Raw genomic sequence first — 15,269 nt, 5'->3', positions numbered from 1 at the left:
GTGCCACGCCCCGGGGATGCGGCGGGCGCATGCTGGAAGGCATGTCACCGCGATCCACCGCGGAGTGCTGGCGCATCGCCGGCCACGCCGTGCCTCGCATCCGGAGCACAACGATGAAATCAGTCACACGCTTGTTCAACCAGGGGGCCCAGATAGTCCAGGGCGGGTTCAGCCAGCTGTCCGCGAGGGCCCGCGGCTATACCAAGCTTCCCTCCTCGGGCAAGCAGCATGCACAGCCCGAAGGCCTCAGTGCCCGCCACAACAGTTCGCAATCCGCGTCGATGGCGCCGCGCAACGCCGCGCGGCCCGGGACCGCGGGATACGCCGCCCCACAGGGGCAGACCCATGCGCAGCCCATGCGTTACGGCGCGGCCCCCAGGCCGCAGGGGGCGACGCCTCCTCCGACGCGGCCGGCTCCGCATGCCTTCGGCACGTCGCTCCATCCGATGGCGGCGCAGCATTTCCAGCCACCGCCGCAGAAAACACCGGCCGCCGGTACCACCCCGGCCCGCATGCAGCGCGTGCCGGGGCCGGCAACGCACGAGGCGGCCGCGCGGCCGCCGGTCGGCCTGCAGCACGTCGCTGCCATGGCGGCGGAGCCGGCAGCGACGCCCCTGTCGGCCCGTGCGAGGCCCTCCGCATCCGGAGCGCGGGCCGAACGACACGGCGGGGCGGCCTTGCACCGCCATGCGGTGCCCGCAGCCAGCCCGGGCCGGACGCAGCAGTCGCATGCGGCCCAGGTGGCCGAGGCGGCGAAGGCGCTGCAGGAGCGGCTCAATGCTTCGTCCAGAAAAATCAACGACCTGGTCATGCTGAGCGGTGAAGCCGAGGAGGCGGGCGACTACAAGACGGCCGACGCTGCAGAGGACGCCATCGAGGCGCTCAAGCAGGAGCGCGAACCCATCATCCTGATGAACAACATCCTGAGCGGAGCCGACCGTGGCGGTGCCCGGCAGATGCAGGCGCTGCGCGGGTTCTCTGGCGCGCCCGCTCCGGTGGACCCGCGCTCCCTGCGCCATGCGGGCGAGTTGCGCCTCCAGGCCCAGGCGCTGCGCAGCAATGCCGCAGCCCTGCGCAGCGCGCAGGCGCAGTTCGGCCCCGTCAGGGATCTGGCCGGAAAGGCCGAGACCCTCAGGACGGCGCTCAAGCAGCATCAGTTGCCGCCCGCGGCGCGCCATGAGCTGGAAGCCGTGCTGCGCGGTTTCGAGAACTACGCCGCGCTCGACGCCATGGTGCGCGATGCCGATCGCTCCATTCGCCGCATGGGCGGCATGGGCCTGATGGACGGCATCCCGACCACCGCCGCCGAGCGCATGGCCGCCGACGATGCCGAGCGCAGGGCCGCCCAGGAGGCGCTGGACAACGGCTACTGATCCGGCGGGACCAGGGGCGCGTCCGGCATCGTCCTACGCGGCCGTGCCGCCGCATGGCCTACAACCGGGGCAAGAGCCCGGCCACAAGGGCCGGGCATCGCTTTTGCAGGATATCTCCATGCCCCTTTCCGACGATCCCGATCGCGCCCTGCGCGAAGATCCCTCTTCCTCCGATCCCGAGACGGCCGACGCGGACGCGCAGGCCCGGGAGGCCGACGCCGCCCACGTGCCTGAGCATCCGGTGGTAGTCATCACGGGAGCCTCCAGCGGCATCGGCCATGCCACCGCACTGGCCTTCGCGCGCCGCGGGGCCTGCCTGGTGCTGGCATCGCGCAACCCCGATACGCTGGCCCCCGTGGCGCTGGCCTGCCGCAAGGCCGGCGGCCATGCCATCGGCGTGCCCACCGACGTCACCGATGCCTCCGCGGTGCGCGTGCTCGCGCAGAAGGCGCTGCGGCATTTCGGGCGCATCGATGTCTGGGTGAACGGCGTGGGCGTGGGTGCGATCGGCCGCTTCGACGAGGTGCCCGTGGAGGCCCACCGCCGGGTGCTGGAGGCCAACCTGCTGGGGCACCTGCACGGCGCGCATGCGGTGCTGCCGCATTTCCGGGAGCGCGGTGCGGGCCGGCTCATCAACCTCATTTCCCTGGGTGGCTGGGTGCCGGCGCCCTACGCCGCGGCCTACACCGCCAGCAAGTTCGGCCTGCGCGGCCTGTCCGAAAGCCTGCGCGCCGAGGTGTCCGACCTGCCGCACGTGCACATCTGCGACGTGGCGCCGACCTTCGTCGATTCGCCCGGCCTCTCGCATGGCGCCAACTACACGGGCCGCCGCATCCGGCCGCCGCTGCCGATGGTCGATCCGCACCGGGTCGCCGAAGCCGTGGTGGGGCTGTCGAGGGCCCTGCGCCCCCGCTCCGTGACCTGGATGGGCCTCGGCGCGCTGCCTGGCCGGGTGGCGCATGCGGTGGCTCCGGATACCGTGGCGCGCTGGATGCGCTGCCTGTCCGACTGGGGCCTCGCCAGGGCACACCCGGAGCCCGAAAGCGATGGCAACCTCTTCGCGCCCTCGCAGGGCACGGCGGTGGCCGGCGGACACCGCAAGCGCCGTGCGGGCGCGCTGGGGCTGGTGGCGGCCCTGGGCGTGGCGGGCATCGCCTACGGCTGGTGGGCCGGGCGCCAGCGGCGCTGACCCGCAGACCACGCCGGCCGCTCCGGGCGGCGACAGCTCATCCATACCTCGACCGTGGCGAGGGGGCATTGCGGGCGCGGCACAATGCCGCGTTTTTGCGGGTCCGGGCGATGCCGGGGCCCGCGACAGACCGCCCTTCCATGGTGTTTTCGCTCTCCTGGTTCGTACCCCGTGGGCGTGCGCTGCTGCGCAGTCCGTGGCTTCCCCTGCTGCTGGTGGGCCTGCTGGCCCTGGGCCTGATCGTGCTGGGCCACGACGGCAAGCGCGTGGCGCAGCTCGTGGCACTGGCCGCGCCCCCCTTCGTGTGGCTGTTCCGGCCCGTGCGCCGCGCCTGGGTGCATCGCCTGCGGGCGGCGCTGCTGTGGGCCTGGGCGATGGCGTTCGCGCTCGACGGCGTGGCGCGCGCCTACCTGCTGGATGCCTACCAGGCCGCGCCGGACAGCGCGATGGTGCTGGGTGCCGTGGCCAATACCAATGCGCGCGAGGGCGCGGAATACCTGCGCATGCACTGGCGCGCCGCGCTGCTCGCGGCATGCGGCGTGATGGCGGTGGCGGTGGTCCTGGCGGCCTGCCTGTCGCGGGGGCTGCGCAGCCCGGAGCCATCGGCCCGGGAACGGCCCCGGCCACCATCGCGCGCGCGCCGCGCGGCCCTGTGGGGGCTGGGCGGCGCGGTGATGCTGCCGGGTGCCGCGGCCTATGCCAGCAAGCCGTGGCGGCGGCTGCACCCGGTGCTTTTCTGGACGCAGTGGGGCGACAAGGTGGAGCACGTGCGTGCCGACTGGGCCGGCCAGCAGGGCGCGCGGCAGGCGCTGCTCGAACGCGCGCGCGCCGATGCCCCCTCCATGGCGGAAGACGGGCCCGCGCTCGTGGTGCTCGTGATCTCCGACAGCGTGAACCGCGACAACATGTCGCTCTACGGCTATGGCCGGCCCACCACGCCGGGGCTGCAGGCGCAGCAGGCGGTGCTGGGCGAGGCGTTCACGGCCTTTCGCCATGCCTGGTCGGCCGATGCGACCACGCTGCCCGCGCTGCGCAATTTCTTCCGCTTCGGCGAGCCCGATGCGGCACACCCCCAGCATGCGCTGGCCATCGCGCGCGCGGCCGGCTACAAGGTCTGGTGGATGAGCAACCACGACGACGTGGGCATCGAGCAGGTGCATGCGCGCATGGCGGACATCACCGAGATGAACAACCGCACGCCCGGCCGCTCCGGCGCCTCGCTCGACGGCGAGGTGCTCGACTGCCTGGAGGAGGCGCTGGCCGATCCCGCGCCGCGCAAGCTGCTCGTGCTGCATCTCATGGGCGCGCACCCGCATTACGACCTGCGCTTTCCGGAGGGCGCCAATCCCTTCGACGACCGGCCGGATGCGGTGGATGCCAGCCTGGCACGCGCCGGCAGGCCGGCCTGGCTGCGGGACCGGCGCGAGGAATACGACGCCGCGGTGCTCTACCACGACGGCATCGTCTCCACCATCCTGCGGCGTACCCGCGAAGGCGGCACGCCAGGCGGCTACCGGGCCTTCATGTACCTCTCCGACCATGGGCAGGAGGTGGGCCATGGCGCCAACTGGGCCGGGCACAGCCCCTCCACGCCCGCGGGCTACCGCATTCCCGCCATGGTGTGGCACAACGGCCGCGCGCCGCGGGCCCCGCAGGGGCTGGAGCGGCGCCCGCTGCGCGCGGACTGGGCGGGCCATACGCTGGTACAGCTGCTGCGCATCGACTGGAAGGGCTACCGGGCCGACCGCGACGTGCTCAGCGGGGCCTACCGGTGGTCTCCGCCCGAAGTGGCGGCCCTGGCGGAAGCGCGTGGCGCGCAGGCACAGCCCGGGCCGGCCGCGCACTGATGATCGCGCGGAAGGGGGAGTGGCCGTGTGGGGCCTCCTCCTACAGCCGCTGGCGCGATGCGTGCCTAGGATGGCTCCAGCCGCTGCGCGCGGCCTGCCCCGCCGCATGCCGGTTCCGGCTGCTTCCCCGAACGCTCCACGGCGCCGCGGCACCACCAGCACAGGACACACGCCATGAAGTCTTCCGCCCCCACCGCCGGCGTCCGCGCTGCCGCTGCCGCGCCCACTGCCGTGCCCTTCACGTTCTACGCAGCCAACGGCCGCGTCTATGCGAGCAACGTGAAGGACAAGCTCATCGACCTGGGCCGCCTGGACCGCGACGGCACCGGCTACGCCTACCAGCTCGATGCCGACGAGAAGATCGCCGCGGGCGGCTTCGAATCGCCCGAACATGCGCTGGCTGCCATCGTGGGTGCGATCACCTTCCTGTTCCTCGACGGCCAGTTCACCGCGCTGGCCGACGTGGGCGGCGAGCGGCCCGATCTGATCGACGCTCCGCAGATCCACGTCACCCTGGATGCCCTGGGCAAGGGCGAGCCGGCCATCGCGGCCGATGTCTGAGCCCGCAGCGCTGGCGCCGGTACGGCCGGGCCGCCACGTGCCGGAGCCATCCTGAACAGGGTGGCAGGGCAGCCCTGGCCATGGGCCGCTGCCGCATTTCTTTCCTTTCTTTTTTCTTCCACCGACGCCGCTCCGGCTCCTCCCCATCGCGGGAGGCGGGGCGGGCCATCGAGCAAGGAGCTGCATGCTGAACGACGCCCCCTCCACCGCCTCCCTCCTGTCCTGGTTCCGCGACGAGACCGTCTGGGGCCTTTCGCTGTCTAGCATCGCGCTGGCCGTCGCCTCGGCGCTGGGCGTGTACCTGGGCATCACGCTGCTGCTGGGCCTGGCACAGCGGCGCTCCCGGCGGCTCGCCGAGGCGCGTGCCGCGCAGGGGCGCGAGGGGGCGGGCAGCGTGGCGGCCGTGGCCGCCGAAGTGCTGGGCGGCACCAGCCACCTGCTGATCCTGCTGGTGGCGCTGCTGGTCGGCGTGGGCATGCTGGACCTGGCGCCGCGCTGGCAGGCGCGCGTGGGACAGCTCTGGTTCATCGCGCTGGCGCTGCAGATGGCGCTGTGGGGAACGCGCGCGATCGGCATCGCCATCCGGCGATACGAGGCGCGGCACCTGGGGGCACCGTCGGTGCAGGTGAGCGCCTCGGGAACGCTGATGTCCTGGGGGCTGCGCACCCTGCTGTGGGCCACCATCGTGCTGGCGATGCTCGCCAACCTCGGGGTCAACATCACGGCCTTCGTGGCGAGCCTGGGCGTGGGCGGCATCGCCATCGCCCTGGCCGTGCAGAACGTGCTGGGCGACCTCTTCGCCTCGCTCGCCATCGCGGTGGACAAGCCCTTTGAGGTGGGCGATTTCATCGTGGTGGGCAGCGTGGCGGGCACGGTGCAGCAGATCGGCGTGAAGACCACGCGCATCCGCAGCCTGGGCGGCGAGCAGGTCGTGATGTCCAACACCGACCTGCTCAAGCAGACCATCAACAACTACCGCTACCTGCAGGAGCGGCGCATCGTCTTCACCTTCTCCGTGAGCTACGCCACCACCGCGGCGCAGGCCGAGGCCGTCGCCCAGGTGGTGCAGCGCATCATCGAGGCGCAGGACAAGGTGCGCTTCGACCGCGCGCACCTCAAGGGCTTCGGCGCCAATGCACTCGAATACGAGGTGGTCTATATCGTGCTGGACGCAGGCTACAACGCCTACATGGACGTGCAGCAGGCCATCAATCTCGCGATCCTGCGCGAGCTGGGCACGCTGGGCGTGCAGTTCGGCGTGCCCGTGCGCCAGGTGCAGATGGTTCCACCCGCGCGTGCCGACGTCCCGGAGGCCGGCGGTTCTTCCCAGGAGGTGTCCCCATGATCGAAACCCCCCGCATCGTCCAGATGGAGGCGCAGCCGGCCGCGCTCTGGCCCGTGTCGTGCACGCGCGAGGAAATCCAGCAGGTCATGGGCCGGAGCGTGCGCGCCCTGATGGACGCGCTCGCCGCGCAGGGCGTTTCTCCCGCCGGGCCGCTTTTCACCCACCATCTGCGCCGCCCCACGGACACCTTCGAGTTCCATCTCGGCGTGCCCGTGGACAAGCCCGTCGGCCCCGGGCCGGACGGCGGCCTGCAGCCCGGCGAGTGGCCGGCCATGCGCGTGGCGCGCACCGAGTACCGCGGACGTTATGAAGACCTGCCGCAGGCGTGGGAGACATTCCACCGGTGGATCGGTGCCCAGGGCGTACGGCCGGCGGAGGATGTGTGGGAGCGCTACCTCACCGGGCCGGAAACCGGCAGCGACCCGGGCGGGTGGCGCACGGAGCTGATCCAGCCGCTCGCGGACTGAGACGGTCCCTGAGGCGGCCCCGCAGGAGGAAATCCTTATGCGAGGTGTGGCCGGATGGCTGCCCGTATATCCGTTTTTCGAGTTTTCAGCCACATCCCGGAGCGCGTGGCACGTGCATGGCTTCGGGCTGCATGTCCCGGCTTCGGCCGGTGATCGGGATTCCATGGAAGGGAACCGCACAGTTTCCCCATCTTCATGTCTTTTCTCCGATCATGGTTTCCTCTCCATCCATCACGCCTCCTTCTTCCCCCCGTGCCACGACCGTCCCGGCCGGCGCCGGGAGCCCGTCGTCGTCCGGCACCTCCGCAACGTCGGGCCGCTCCGGCAGGCTGCCCGAGTCCGGCGCACCACGGCGGTCTGCTCCGGCGGCCGCGTCGGCATCGGGCGCACCGCGGCCGCGTGCCGCCGTGTTGCCGTCGGTGACAGGTGCGGCGGGTGCGGCGGGTGCGATGGCCGCCGGGGCGCGCCCGGCCCTGTCCGATGCGGCCTGGGAGCGCATCGCCATGCTGCCGCCCGCGCAGCGCCAGCGGTTGAACGCCCGGGAGCGGGAGACGCTGGCGGCCGCGGTGCAGGCGCTGCGCAGCCATGTCGAGGCCGAAGGGCTCGATTTCATCCCCGTGTTCGGCCACTGGTCGCTGCGCACCGACAACTACCGGGAGCTCGGCAAGGCCAGCCAGGAGGAGGTGCGGGAAGGCCGTGACACGGTTCCTGCACGCATCGGCGACTACGGCATGGATTTCGTGGCGAGCACGGAATACCGGGGCCGGCCGCAGCATCCCGGCGCCGTGGCGTCCATCGCGCCGTCCCCTGGCGGGCAGGTGCCCGGCACGCTCCTGAAGCTGCCCTTCGATCGGGCGGAGGAATTGCTCACCGTGCTGCTGACGCGCGAGATCGGCGCGGAGGCGGACCTGCGCGCGCCACCCGATGCGCAGGGCCGGCCCCGCTCCAGCCTGATGTACCAGCCGGCGGTGCGGCCCGTCACGCTGCAGGACGGCAGCACGGTGCATGCGCTGCTGTTCGAGACCAACCCCGATGGCGCCAAGTCGTTGCGGAGCGTGTTCGGCGACTCGGCGGGGCTGACCGCCGGGCGGCTGGCCTTCTTCATCGCGGGCGAGGGCGGGTTCGTGCGCGATGGCAAGCGCTACGGCGGGCCGAGCGCCGACTACTGGAAGGCAGGGATGCAGCGGCTCGAAGCGTCGGGCGATGCGCCCGATCCGTTGCTGGCCGAGGCCTACCGCATCGCCACGTCCAGCCGCTCCGCGGACGGCGGCCTGTCGCTCGATGCCATGGTGGGCGCCGCCGTGCCGCGCGGCACGTGGCACGGGCACCAGGGCTGGCTCGGCCGGGCCGAGGCGCGGCTGCCGGCGGTATATGCGCAACCCGGCAGCCCGGCCGCGCTCGCCGCGCACCGGCAGCACCAGCGGACGCTGGATACGGCCCTGGCGGCCTGGCTGTCGGGCGAGGGTGCTGGCGCGGTCCGGTTGGAGGGCGGCGACCTGCGCGCGGCCCTGGCCCATGAGCTGCCGGCGCTGCTGAAGGGGCAGGGCTTCGACCCCATGGTTTATGCGGCCTCCGCCATGGGCGAGCAGGGATATGGCCGCCATCTGCTGTACAGCGAATCGGATGCCCGCAGCGGCATGCAGGGCCTGTTCAGTCTGCAGGCCGTGGCCTTCGACGTGCAGCGGTACCCGCAGGCCCTGGCGCATCCGGAGGTGTGTGCGGTGTTCGATACGCCAGAGGGCATCGCGGTGGCGGTTTTCCTGCATCGCGATATCGACGGCGTGTCGGGCGGGCTGGAGCTTCCGCTGCAGGATCCCTTCGACGCAAAGCGCCGGCGCCTGCATTGACAGCTCTGCGGCGCACCCGTGGGCAGGGACGATCGTTCCACCTGTGCGCCGGTGCGTTGCAGGCACCGGGCCTTGGGACTGTCGCGGACACCCCCACGTGTTTTGGAGCTTTTCTGGAGAATCCACGCATGTCCACCCCCTCCCCCCTGCTCGGCAGCCAGCCCCTGGGCCCGCTCTGGCCCACGCTGGACCCCTTCCTTTTCTGCGCCCACCACGACGATGCCTACCCGCGCGGCAATGGCCGCCTGGGGCCCGACGCGCCGCTCACGGGCCGGCAGATCGGGCAGGATTTCTCGCGCAAGGACGGCTGGAGCATGTACCACGGCGACGAGGTGCCCGGCTTCCCGCCCCATCCGCACCGCGGCTTCGAGACCGTGACCATCGTGCGCACCGGCCTCATCGACCATGCCGATTCGCTGGGCGCTGCCGCCCGCTTCGGGCAGGGCGACGTGCAGTGGCTGACCGCGGGCCAGGGCATCGTGCATTCCGAGATGTTCCCGCTGCTGGACGCGCAGCAGCCCAACCCGCTCGAGCTGTTCCAGATCTGGCTCAACCTGCCCGCGGCGGACAAGATGGTTCCGCCGCACTTCACCATGTTCTGGGCCGGCGACATCCCGCGCCTGGTGTCCACCGACGCTGCCGGGCACCGCACCGAGCTCACCGTGATCGCCGGGCGTGTGCCCGGAGCGAATGCGGAGCCGCTCGCACCGCCCCCGCATTCCTGGGCCGCGCGCGATGCCTCGGACGTGGCGATCTGGACGCTGCGGCTCGATCCCGGCGCGCGCTACACCCTGCCTGCCGCGGTAGGGGAGGGCACGCGGCGCATGCTCTACCACTTCGCGGGCGAGGGCGTGCGCGTGGCCGGCGAGACCGTGGGCCATGCCGCGCTGGAGTTGCGCGCAGGCGCCGCGGTGGAACTGGTCAACGGCAGCACCGAACAGGTGGCCGAGTTCCTGCTGCTGCAGGGCCGCCCGCTGGGCGAGCCCGTGGTGCAGTACGGCCCCTTCGTGATGAACACCGAGGCGCAGGTCCACCAGGCGCTGGCGGACTATCGCCGCACGCAGTTCGGCGGCTGGCCCTGGGGCGACGGCGCACCCGTGCACGGCCCGCAGGCGCGCCGTTTCGCGCGGCGTCCCGGCGAGCCTGCCGACGAAGTGCCCGCGGCGATCGCGTCCTGATCCGCTCCGTGATCCCGCACCGGGCCCGGGGCCGGCGGCGTGCGCTGCCAGCCGGTGATGCGGGACAATCGGTGCACGTTTTTTTCTTCCGACTCCACCGTACCGCCAGCACCCTGCCGCCATGAATATCTCCAAGGACACCGCCGTCACCCTGAGCTACAAGATCACCAGCCCCGAGGGCAAGCCGCTGGATTCGGGCCACGTGGCCTACCTGCACGGCGGCTACGAGAACCTGTTCCCGAAGGTCGAGGCAGCGCTGGACGGCCAGGCCCCCGGCTTCGCCACCACCGTCGAGCTGGCGGTGGCGGATGCTTTCGGCGAGCGCGACGAGAGCCTGGTGCGCACCATTCCCAAGGCCGAATTCCCGCCCGGCGTCAAGGTGGGCGGCCAGTTGCGCGGCGTCGGCGACGACGGCCAGCCGCAGCTCTTCAATGTGGTGAAGATCAAGGGCCCCGTGGTGCACCTGGACGGCAACCACCCCCTGGCGGGCCAGGCCCTGCGCTTTTCCTGCAAGGTGACCGAGGTGCGACCGGCCACGGCCGATGAGGTCGCCCACCGCCATGTGCATGGCGGGCACGGCCACCACCACTGATACCGCTCAATACTCCACGTCCACCACCACGTTGTCCTGGTACACCCCGGGCGGCGGCGGTGCCTGGTCGCCGTAGATGCGCGCCGTGTAGGGCAGCACGATGGGCGTGGTGCCGTCCGTGACGGCCGTTCCGGCCGTGCGCGTGCCCGCGGCCGTGCCCCAGAGGCTGCCGTCGGCCCGGAACAGGTCGTAGGCCAGCCGGTTCGCGCCGCTGGCCATCTGCCTGCGGCCAGCCGACGGATAGGTACCCGGGCCGAGCCCCACGGTCACGGAGAGCCCGCGCGTGCAGACCACCGAGACATTGCCGGACACCGCCGGGAAGGCTGCCGGCAGCGGGGCGGAGCCGAACTGCACGTTCGGCGCGGACAGGGTGCAGTCGTTCGTGACCACCAGTTGCACGGTCAGCAGGCGGTTCACGTTGCCATTGCGCGGCGTGCCCACGCAGAGGCCGCCCACCCCGAGCAGGCCTTCGCAGATGTTGGCGTAGGTCCAGTTCACGGTGAGGGTGTCCGTATAGGTGCCGGCGGGCACGTTCGCGCCCACCGCGGTGGTGACGCGCAGCGGCACGGAGGCCGTGTTGTTGCTCAGCAGCGCGAGCACGTTCGCGCCGCTCGCATTGATCACCAGCAGGCCCTGCGTGTAGCTGGCGCCCGCCAGGTTGGTGATCTGGTAGGGAATGGCCGGCTTCGCCCCGTCCTTGAGCGTGAGCCCGGTCGTGGGGCTCACGAATTTCGCCTGCACTGTCGGCGTGCCCAACGTGGACAGCACGATGCCGCCGCACCCCAGCGTGAACTGCGCCGTGGTGGTGATGGCAGGGCCGGAAAGCACGCGCTGCGAGGGCACGGTGCCGAGGTTGCCGCCGGTTTCGCTGTTCACGCAATCGGCCGACGCCGTGTGGCAAAGGGCGGCCAGCAGGCCGGCGGTCGCCAACGGCAGGACGGTGCCCCGCGGCTGCCGTGCCGGGCGTGGTGCGCCGGTCACAGCGCCTCCTCCGCAGTCTTGGCAGTGGAGGGCTGCGCCCCGCCCTCGCGGCAGACCACGCGCAGGTCGCGCTGCGCCGCATGCTCCGCGGCATCGAAGGCGGCCCGGCATTCCCGCCCGTCGGGGGTGCGGACAGCGAGCGTGTTGCGCGTGTGCAGCGCGGTCAGGTAGACCACGCCGTCCCACCCCACCACCGTGGGTACCTGGCCCTGCTCGTGCACGACGGCGCTGCCCGGCGGCAGCGGCACGCCATCCGCGTCCACCAGCGTCAGGGTGGCCGTGCGCATGCGCAGCACCGGCATGCGCACCAGCGTGCCCGTGCCTCGCGCCACGGCCACGCGGCGTTCCAGTGCGGGGGTGTGCACGTCCGGCGGAAGCGACAGCGGATCGATCGCATAGCGCGCGGGATAGTAGGCCGGCACGTTGGGTACCAGCAGGTAGCCCTGCCCGTCGGTGCGCCCCGCGGGCTGGTGGTTGACCGTGATCGGCACGCCGGGCGCACCGTCCGTCGAGATGAGCGCGAAGCCGTCCGTGACGCGGTTGGCGGCGAACACGTAGCCATCCATGGCGCCCAGCGACCCGGAGGCACCCGCCCAGTGCGTGGTGTCCGCGGCCGCGCCGAAGAGGCCGCCCTGCACCATGCCGTGCCGGCCCTGGTACTGCGCGCTCGCGAGGCGGTAGTTGCCTCCCGTGCCGCCGGCAGGGCCGCCGCCGCGGGTCTGGGCGATGCGCCAGCCGAAGCCGCCGTCGCTCGGCAGGCTGCGCTGCAGCCCGAGTTCCCCCTGCGTCCGTCCGTCGGTGTGCGCCGCGGCGGCCTGCGCCGTCAGCAGCGGGTCGAGCAGGTAGGTCAGCTGTGCGCGCACCTGGGTCTCCCCGGTTTCGACGGTGCGGCCCGCCGTCAACGAGAAAAAGGCGTCGCGCCCGAGGGGCGTGCTGTAGCTGGCGTAAGCGAGCCGGCTGCGCTCCGCGCCCGCGCCGCGCAGATCGACCCATCCCGCGCCCAGCGACGCGGAGCCGACCACCAGACTTGCATTCACTTGACGGCTGAGGCGCGATGGCTGCAGGCTGCCGCCATAGTCCGCGGCATCTCCGAAGCCGTGCAGGCGCCGCGTTTCCAGCAGCGAGATCCCGCCGCGCGGCGTGTTGTACTGGTAGCCCGCGCTCCACTGCCAGCCTCCGCGCCGATCGGACAGGAGGGTGTCGCCAGGCACTGCGCGGCCGTAGGTGAGCGATGCATTGAACACGCCCAGCGTGCCCCAGCGCACGAGCCCGCCCGCGCCCAGCACGCCCAGGCCGCGGGCGGCCTGGGCCTGGGCCTCGACCGTGACCGCATCGGTCACGCCGCGCCGCAGCACGCCTGCGGCCAGCGGCCGGCCATAGGCGAAGCTGCGCAGGCCGTAGCCGCGCCGCAGCGCCCCGAGCGAGACCGAGTAATCGGTCCACCCCGGGCGCAGCAACTGGCTGCTGACGTAGAACGGCACGGACGTCACCACCTGGCGGCCCAGGGCATCGGTGGTGACCACGGACGCCATGCCGGCGCCGTTCACGGCCGGCAATTCACCCAGAGTGAACGGTCCGGGCTGCACGGTGTGCCGGCTGGCGCGGAAGCCGTTGACGAAGACGTCCACCGCCGACGGTACGGCCGCCTGCCCGGCGAATTCGGGCATCGGATACGTCACCAGATCGGGCCGTGCTGCGAAGTTGCGCGCCCATTGCACCCCGCCCAGGCGCACGGGCGTGGTCCAGGGCAGCGCGCCGGTGATCAGGTCCCCCGCCGTCCAGGCCGTGGCACTGCCGGCGTCGATATCCGTCCAGGCGGTGTCGTAGCGCAGGTAGCCGTTGCCGCTGCCGCCGTCCACGCGGCGCAGCACGCCCGTGTGGGAAACCACCCCGTGCAGGCCGAAAAAGCGCTGCTCCGTCCACAGCGAGGCGGCCGTGCGGCCCTGGGTACGCGTGGCGTAGAACTCGTAGTTCATCAGCAGTCCGGTGCCCCGGGAGAGCGCCACATCCTCCGGCGATTCCCCGGCCAGCCGCTGCATGGGCAGCCACTGCGCCGGCACGTCGATGCGCAGGCGCTGCGCGAGGCTGTCATAGGCCACGGAAACGCCCGGCAGCGTGTCCACGGCCACGGGCGTGCCGTCGGGCTGGTCGGTCTGCACGTGCAGGCGCCGCAGCGCAGCCGCATCGATTTCGAAGTGCGATCCGCGCTGGCGGACCGCAACGAGTCCTTCTCCGGGCCGGCCGTTCACTTCCACCTCCAGGTAGAGGGCGGTGGCTTCCGTGGACGGGCCCGCGGCGGATGGCGGCGGCGGAAGGTCGCCTGCGGACAGCCATGGGGGCAGGCAGGCCAGCAGCGCTGCCAGCCGGCGGGCACGCGCGGGGGCAGGGCGGCGGCCCGCGGTGTCATGGCTCGGCACGGGGCAGGGACGCCTCGCGTCCGTTGATGGTGGCAAGCAATTCCGGCTTGGCGGGGGGGGGCTCGTCCAGCACCCAGCGCCGCTGGCTGTGTGGCAGCACGTAGCCGAGCAGCCCCGGGGTGACGACCGGCCCGTCCCGGCCCGGGGCCTGCCAGCGCACGGCCGTGAGCCGCGCATGGCCGGCACCCGTGTTGCGGACCACGAGGTGCTGCCTGCCGTCCGGGCTGCGGTCCACGCTCCAGCGCAGCTCCGGCTCCAGCGTGTCACCCGGCGCCAGGGAGGACAACAGGTCCGCGTGGGTGGCGGGCATGCGCGGACCCAGCGTGCCGGGGGCATAGACGAACAGCGGGATCGCATAGCGGATCTGCAGCCGCACGCCGAACTGGGCGGGGGGCGCTGCCCGCGAGGCGCCCTGCATGGCTCCCGGGGCGGGGGGCGCCGGCAATTCGTCGAGCAGCACCCGGAAGGCCTGTTCCTGCCCGGGCGGTACGGGCTGGGTCGCGATCAGCCGCACCATCTGCCGCGCCCCCGGGGGGATCTGGCTGATGGGCGGGCTCGCCACCACGGCCTGCTGGGGTGTGAAGTGGTCGTCGCCCTCTTCCTGGTGCCAGGCGAACACCCGGGCCTGCATGGCCACCGGCTCCGTCCCCCGGTTCTCCACCCAGAGCGCGACGGCCCGCTGCTCGCCCGCGATGACGGGATCCACCGGCCAGATCATCAGCGGCGCAGCCGCGTGCGCCGTACCCGGCAGGGCCGCCGGCAGCGCGCAGGCCAGCGCCGAGGCGGTCAGCCGCAGGCAGGCCCTGCGGTCCGGGCTGCGAAGGGGGGACGGCGGACCGCTACCTACCACGACAGCGTCACCTGCACGGTATCGGTATAGACGCCCGCCGGCAGGCCGAACCCGGGGAACGTGGCCGTGCCCTGGAACGGCAGGGCAGCGGCACTGCCGCCGAGCGTGAGGCCGGCAGGCACGTTCGGGACGAGCGCCGTGGCGGGGGCCGTGGCCAGCGCCAGCGCGTAGGGCACATAGGCGCCCGCGCTGTTGGAGAGCCTGCGCTGGCTGCCCTGCGCGTTCTGTCCGGCATCTGCCGCCACCTGCACGGCCGTGCCCGGAGTGCACTGGATCAGTGCCTGCCCGCCGGCACCGGAGCCGGAGAGCCGCGTCTCGCTGCCGGTGCGGACGGCGGAGTGCGTGCCGAAGTCGATCGTCCCGAAATTCACGCCCGTGACCTGCCCGGGAGCACCCGACACCAGGCAGCCGCGCACGATGGCGGCGTTCACCGACAGGGTGGCCGTGGTCGGGATCGTGGCGGGTACCGCGGGCAGCGGCAGCAGCGTGGCCAGGCACAGCAGCGGAGCGGCCGAAGTCCGCACTGCCGGCCGGCCGGCAGCCCCCCCGCGCCACGCCGCGGCGCGGATGGCATGTGGCATCGAAAGATCTCCCTCGCCGCCGGAGGCACCGGCGGTCCGTG

Annotated in this window: 14 protein-coding genes; 9 read left to right on the top strand and 5 right to left on the bottom strand. The window is 72.5% G+C overall.

Annotation, left to right across the window (positions count from 1 at the left end; all coding sequences use genetic code 11):
- The first annotated feature begins 113 nt into the window (after window positions 1-113).
- The 6 genes from ACAV_RS22585 (at window position 114) to ACAV_RS22560 (ending at window position 6,782) form a co-directional block, all read left to right on the top strand.
- On the top strand, window positions 114-1,373 hold the full coding sequence (locus ACAV_RS22585; RefSeq protein WP_013596889.1) for a hypothetical protein: 1,260 nt from the start codon (window positions 114-116) through the stop codon (window positions 1,371-1,373).
- Window positions 1,374-1,491: 118 nt separating this feature from the next.
- On the top strand, window positions 1,492-2,562 hold the full coding sequence (locus ACAV_RS22580) for an SDR family oxidoreductase (protein ID WP_013596888.1): 1,071 nt from the start codon (window positions 1,492-1,494) through the stop codon (window positions 2,560-2,562).
- Between the two features lie 140 nt (window positions 2,563-2,702).
- Complete coding sequence (locus ACAV_RS22575) at window positions 2,703-4,409, top strand: phosphoethanolamine transferase (protein WP_013596887.1); 1,707 nt, start codon at window positions 2,703-2,705, stop codon at window positions 4,407-4,409.
- A gap of 174 nt (window positions 4,410-4,583) precedes the next feature.
- Complete coding sequence (locus tag ACAV_RS22570; protein ID WP_013596886.1) at window positions 4,584-4,970, top strand: hypothetical protein; 387 nt, start codon at window positions 4,584-4,586, stop codon at window positions 4,968-4,970.
- A 184-nt stretch (window positions 4,971-5,154) separates the two neighbouring features.
- On the top strand, window positions 5,155-6,315 hold the full coding sequence (locus ACAV_RS22565) for a mechanosensitive ion channel family protein (RefSeq protein ID WP_013596885.1): 1,161 nt from the start codon (window positions 5,155-5,157) through the stop codon (window positions 6,313-6,315).
- A complete protein-coding gene (locus tag ACAV_RS22560) occupies window positions 6,312-6,782 on the top strand; it encodes a GyrI-like domain-containing protein (RefSeq protein WP_011797611.1) in 471 nt (156 codons plus the stop codon). The genes ACAV_RS22565 and ACAV_RS22560 overlap by 4 nt, the downstream gene beginning before the upstream one ends.
- A 193-nt stretch (window positions 6,783-6,975) precedes the next feature.
- On the opposite strand, the gene ACAV_RS24950 is transcribed toward ACAV_RS22560, so the two are convergent.
- Window positions 6,976-7,287: a hypothetical protein gene (locus ACAV_RS24950; protein WP_167539388.1), complete on the bottom strand. Its 312-nt coding sequence runs from the start codon at window positions 7,285-7,287 to the stop codon at window positions 6,976-6,978.
- Here ACAV_RS24950 and ACAV_RS22550 point away from each other — a divergent pair.
- The 3 genes from ACAV_RS22550 (at window position 7,286) to ACAV_RS22540 (ending at window position 10,399) form a co-directional block, all read left to right on the top strand.
- A complete protein-coding gene (locus ACAV_RS22550; protein ID WP_013596883.1) occupies window positions 7,286-8,629 on the top strand; it encodes a gamma-glutamylcyclotransferase in 1,344 nt (447 codons plus the stop codon). The genes ACAV_RS24950 and ACAV_RS22550 overlap by 2 nt on opposite strands.
- A 128-nt stretch (window positions 8,630-8,757) precedes the next feature.
- Entirely contained in the window at window positions 8,758-9,807 is a 1,050-nt protein-coding gene (locus tag ACAV_RS22545; RefSeq protein WP_013596882.1) for a pirin family protein, read from the top strand.
- 121 nt (window positions 9,808-9,928) lie between these two features.
- Entirely contained in the window at window positions 9,929-10,399 is a 471-nt protein-coding gene (locus ACAV_RS22540) for an FKBP-type peptidyl-prolyl cis-trans isomerase (protein WP_013596881.1), read from the top strand.
- A 6-nt stretch (window positions 10,400-10,405) separates the two neighbouring features.
- Here the strand turns inward: ACAV_RS22540 and ACAV_RS22535 are convergent, their stop codons facing one another.
- The 4 genes from ACAV_RS22535 to ACAV_RS22520 are packed head-to-tail and all read right to left on the bottom strand — an operon-like array spanning window position 10,406 to window position 15,228.
- The gene (locus tag ACAV_RS22535; RefSeq protein ID WP_013596880.1) at window positions 10,406-11,380 is read right to left on the bottom strand and encodes a Csu type fimbrial protein; all 975 of its coding nucleotides are present in this window, start codon (window positions 11,378-11,380) and stop codon (window positions 10,406-10,408) included.
- Window positions 11,377-13,797: a fimbria/pilus outer membrane usher protein gene (locus ACAV_RS22530; protein ID WP_013596879.1), complete on the bottom strand. Its 2,421-nt coding sequence runs from the start codon at window positions 13,795-13,797 to the stop codon at window positions 11,377-11,379. The genes ACAV_RS22535 and ACAV_RS22530 overlap by 4 nt, the downstream gene beginning before the upstream one ends.
- On the bottom strand, window positions 13,784-14,647 hold the full coding sequence (locus ACAV_RS22525) for a fimbrial biogenesis chaperone (protein ID WP_013596878.1): 864 nt from the start codon (window positions 14,645-14,647) through the stop codon (window positions 13,784-13,786). The genes ACAV_RS22530 and ACAV_RS22525 overlap by 14 nt, the downstream gene beginning before the upstream one ends.
- A complete protein-coding gene (locus ACAV_RS22520) occupies window positions 14,641-15,228 on the bottom strand; it encodes a spore coat protein U domain-containing protein (protein ID WP_013596877.1) in 588 nt (195 codons plus the stop codon). The genes ACAV_RS22525 and ACAV_RS22520 overlap by 7 nt, the downstream gene beginning before the upstream one ends.
- Window positions 15,229-15,269: the final 41 nt, after the last annotated feature.

The organism is Paracidovorax avenae ATCC 19860, assembly GCF_000176855.2.
Lineage (GTDB): Bacteria > Pseudomonadota > Gammaproteobacteria > Burkholderiales > Burkholderiaceae_C > Paracidovorax > Paracidovorax avenae.
Note: the sequence above shows the minus strand (reverse complement) of the source record. Positions and strands in the feature narration are given on the sequence as shown.

What these genes read in the sequence shown, in the direction of transcription:
- ACAV_RS22585 (WP_013596889.1), top strand. Translation starts at nt 114, where the DNA reads ATGAAATCAGTCACACGCTTGTTCAACCAGGGGGCCCAGATAGTCCAG.
- ACAV_RS22580 (WP_013596888.1), top strand. Translation starts at nt 1,492, where the DNA reads ATGCCCCTTTCCGACGATCCCGATCGCGCCCTGCGCGAAGATCCCTCT.
- ACAV_RS22575 (WP_013596887.1), top strand. Translation starts at nt 2,703, where the DNA reads ATGGTGTTTTCGCTCTCCTGGTTCGTACCCCGTGGGCGTGCGCTGCTG.
- ACAV_RS22570 (WP_013596886.1), top strand. Translation starts at nt 4,584, where the DNA reads ATGAAGTCTTCCGCCCCCACCGCCGGCGTCCGCGCTGCCGCTGCCGCG.
- ACAV_RS22565 (WP_013596885.1), top strand. Translation starts at nt 5,155, where the DNA reads ATGCTGAACGACGCCCCCTCCACCGCCTCCCTCCTGTCCTGGTTCCGC.
- ACAV_RS22560 (WP_011797611.1), top strand. Translation starts at nt 6,312, where the DNA reads ATGATCGAAACCCCCCGCATCGTCCAGATGGAGGCGCAGCCGGCCGCG.
- ACAV_RS22550 (WP_013596883.1), top strand. Translation starts at nt 7,286, where the DNA reads ATGCTGCCGCCCGCGCAGCGCCAGCGGTTGAACGCCCGGGAGCGGGAG.
- ACAV_RS24950 (WP_167539388.1), bottom strand. Translation starts at nt 7,287, where the DNA reads ATGGCGATGCGCTCCCAGGCCGCATCGGACAGGGCCGGGCGCGCCCCG.
- ACAV_RS22545 (WP_013596882.1), top strand. Translation starts at nt 8,758, where the DNA reads ATGTCCACCCCCTCCCCCCTGCTCGGCAGCCAGCCCCTGGGCCCGCTC.
- ACAV_RS22540 (WP_013596881.1), top strand. Translation starts at nt 9,929, where the DNA reads ATGAATATCTCCAAGGACACCGCCGTCACCCTGAGCTACAAGATCACC.
- ACAV_RS22520 (WP_013596877.1), bottom strand. Translation starts at nt 15,228, where the DNA reads ATGCCACATGCCATCCGCGCCGCGGCGTGGCGCGGGGGGGCTGCCGGC.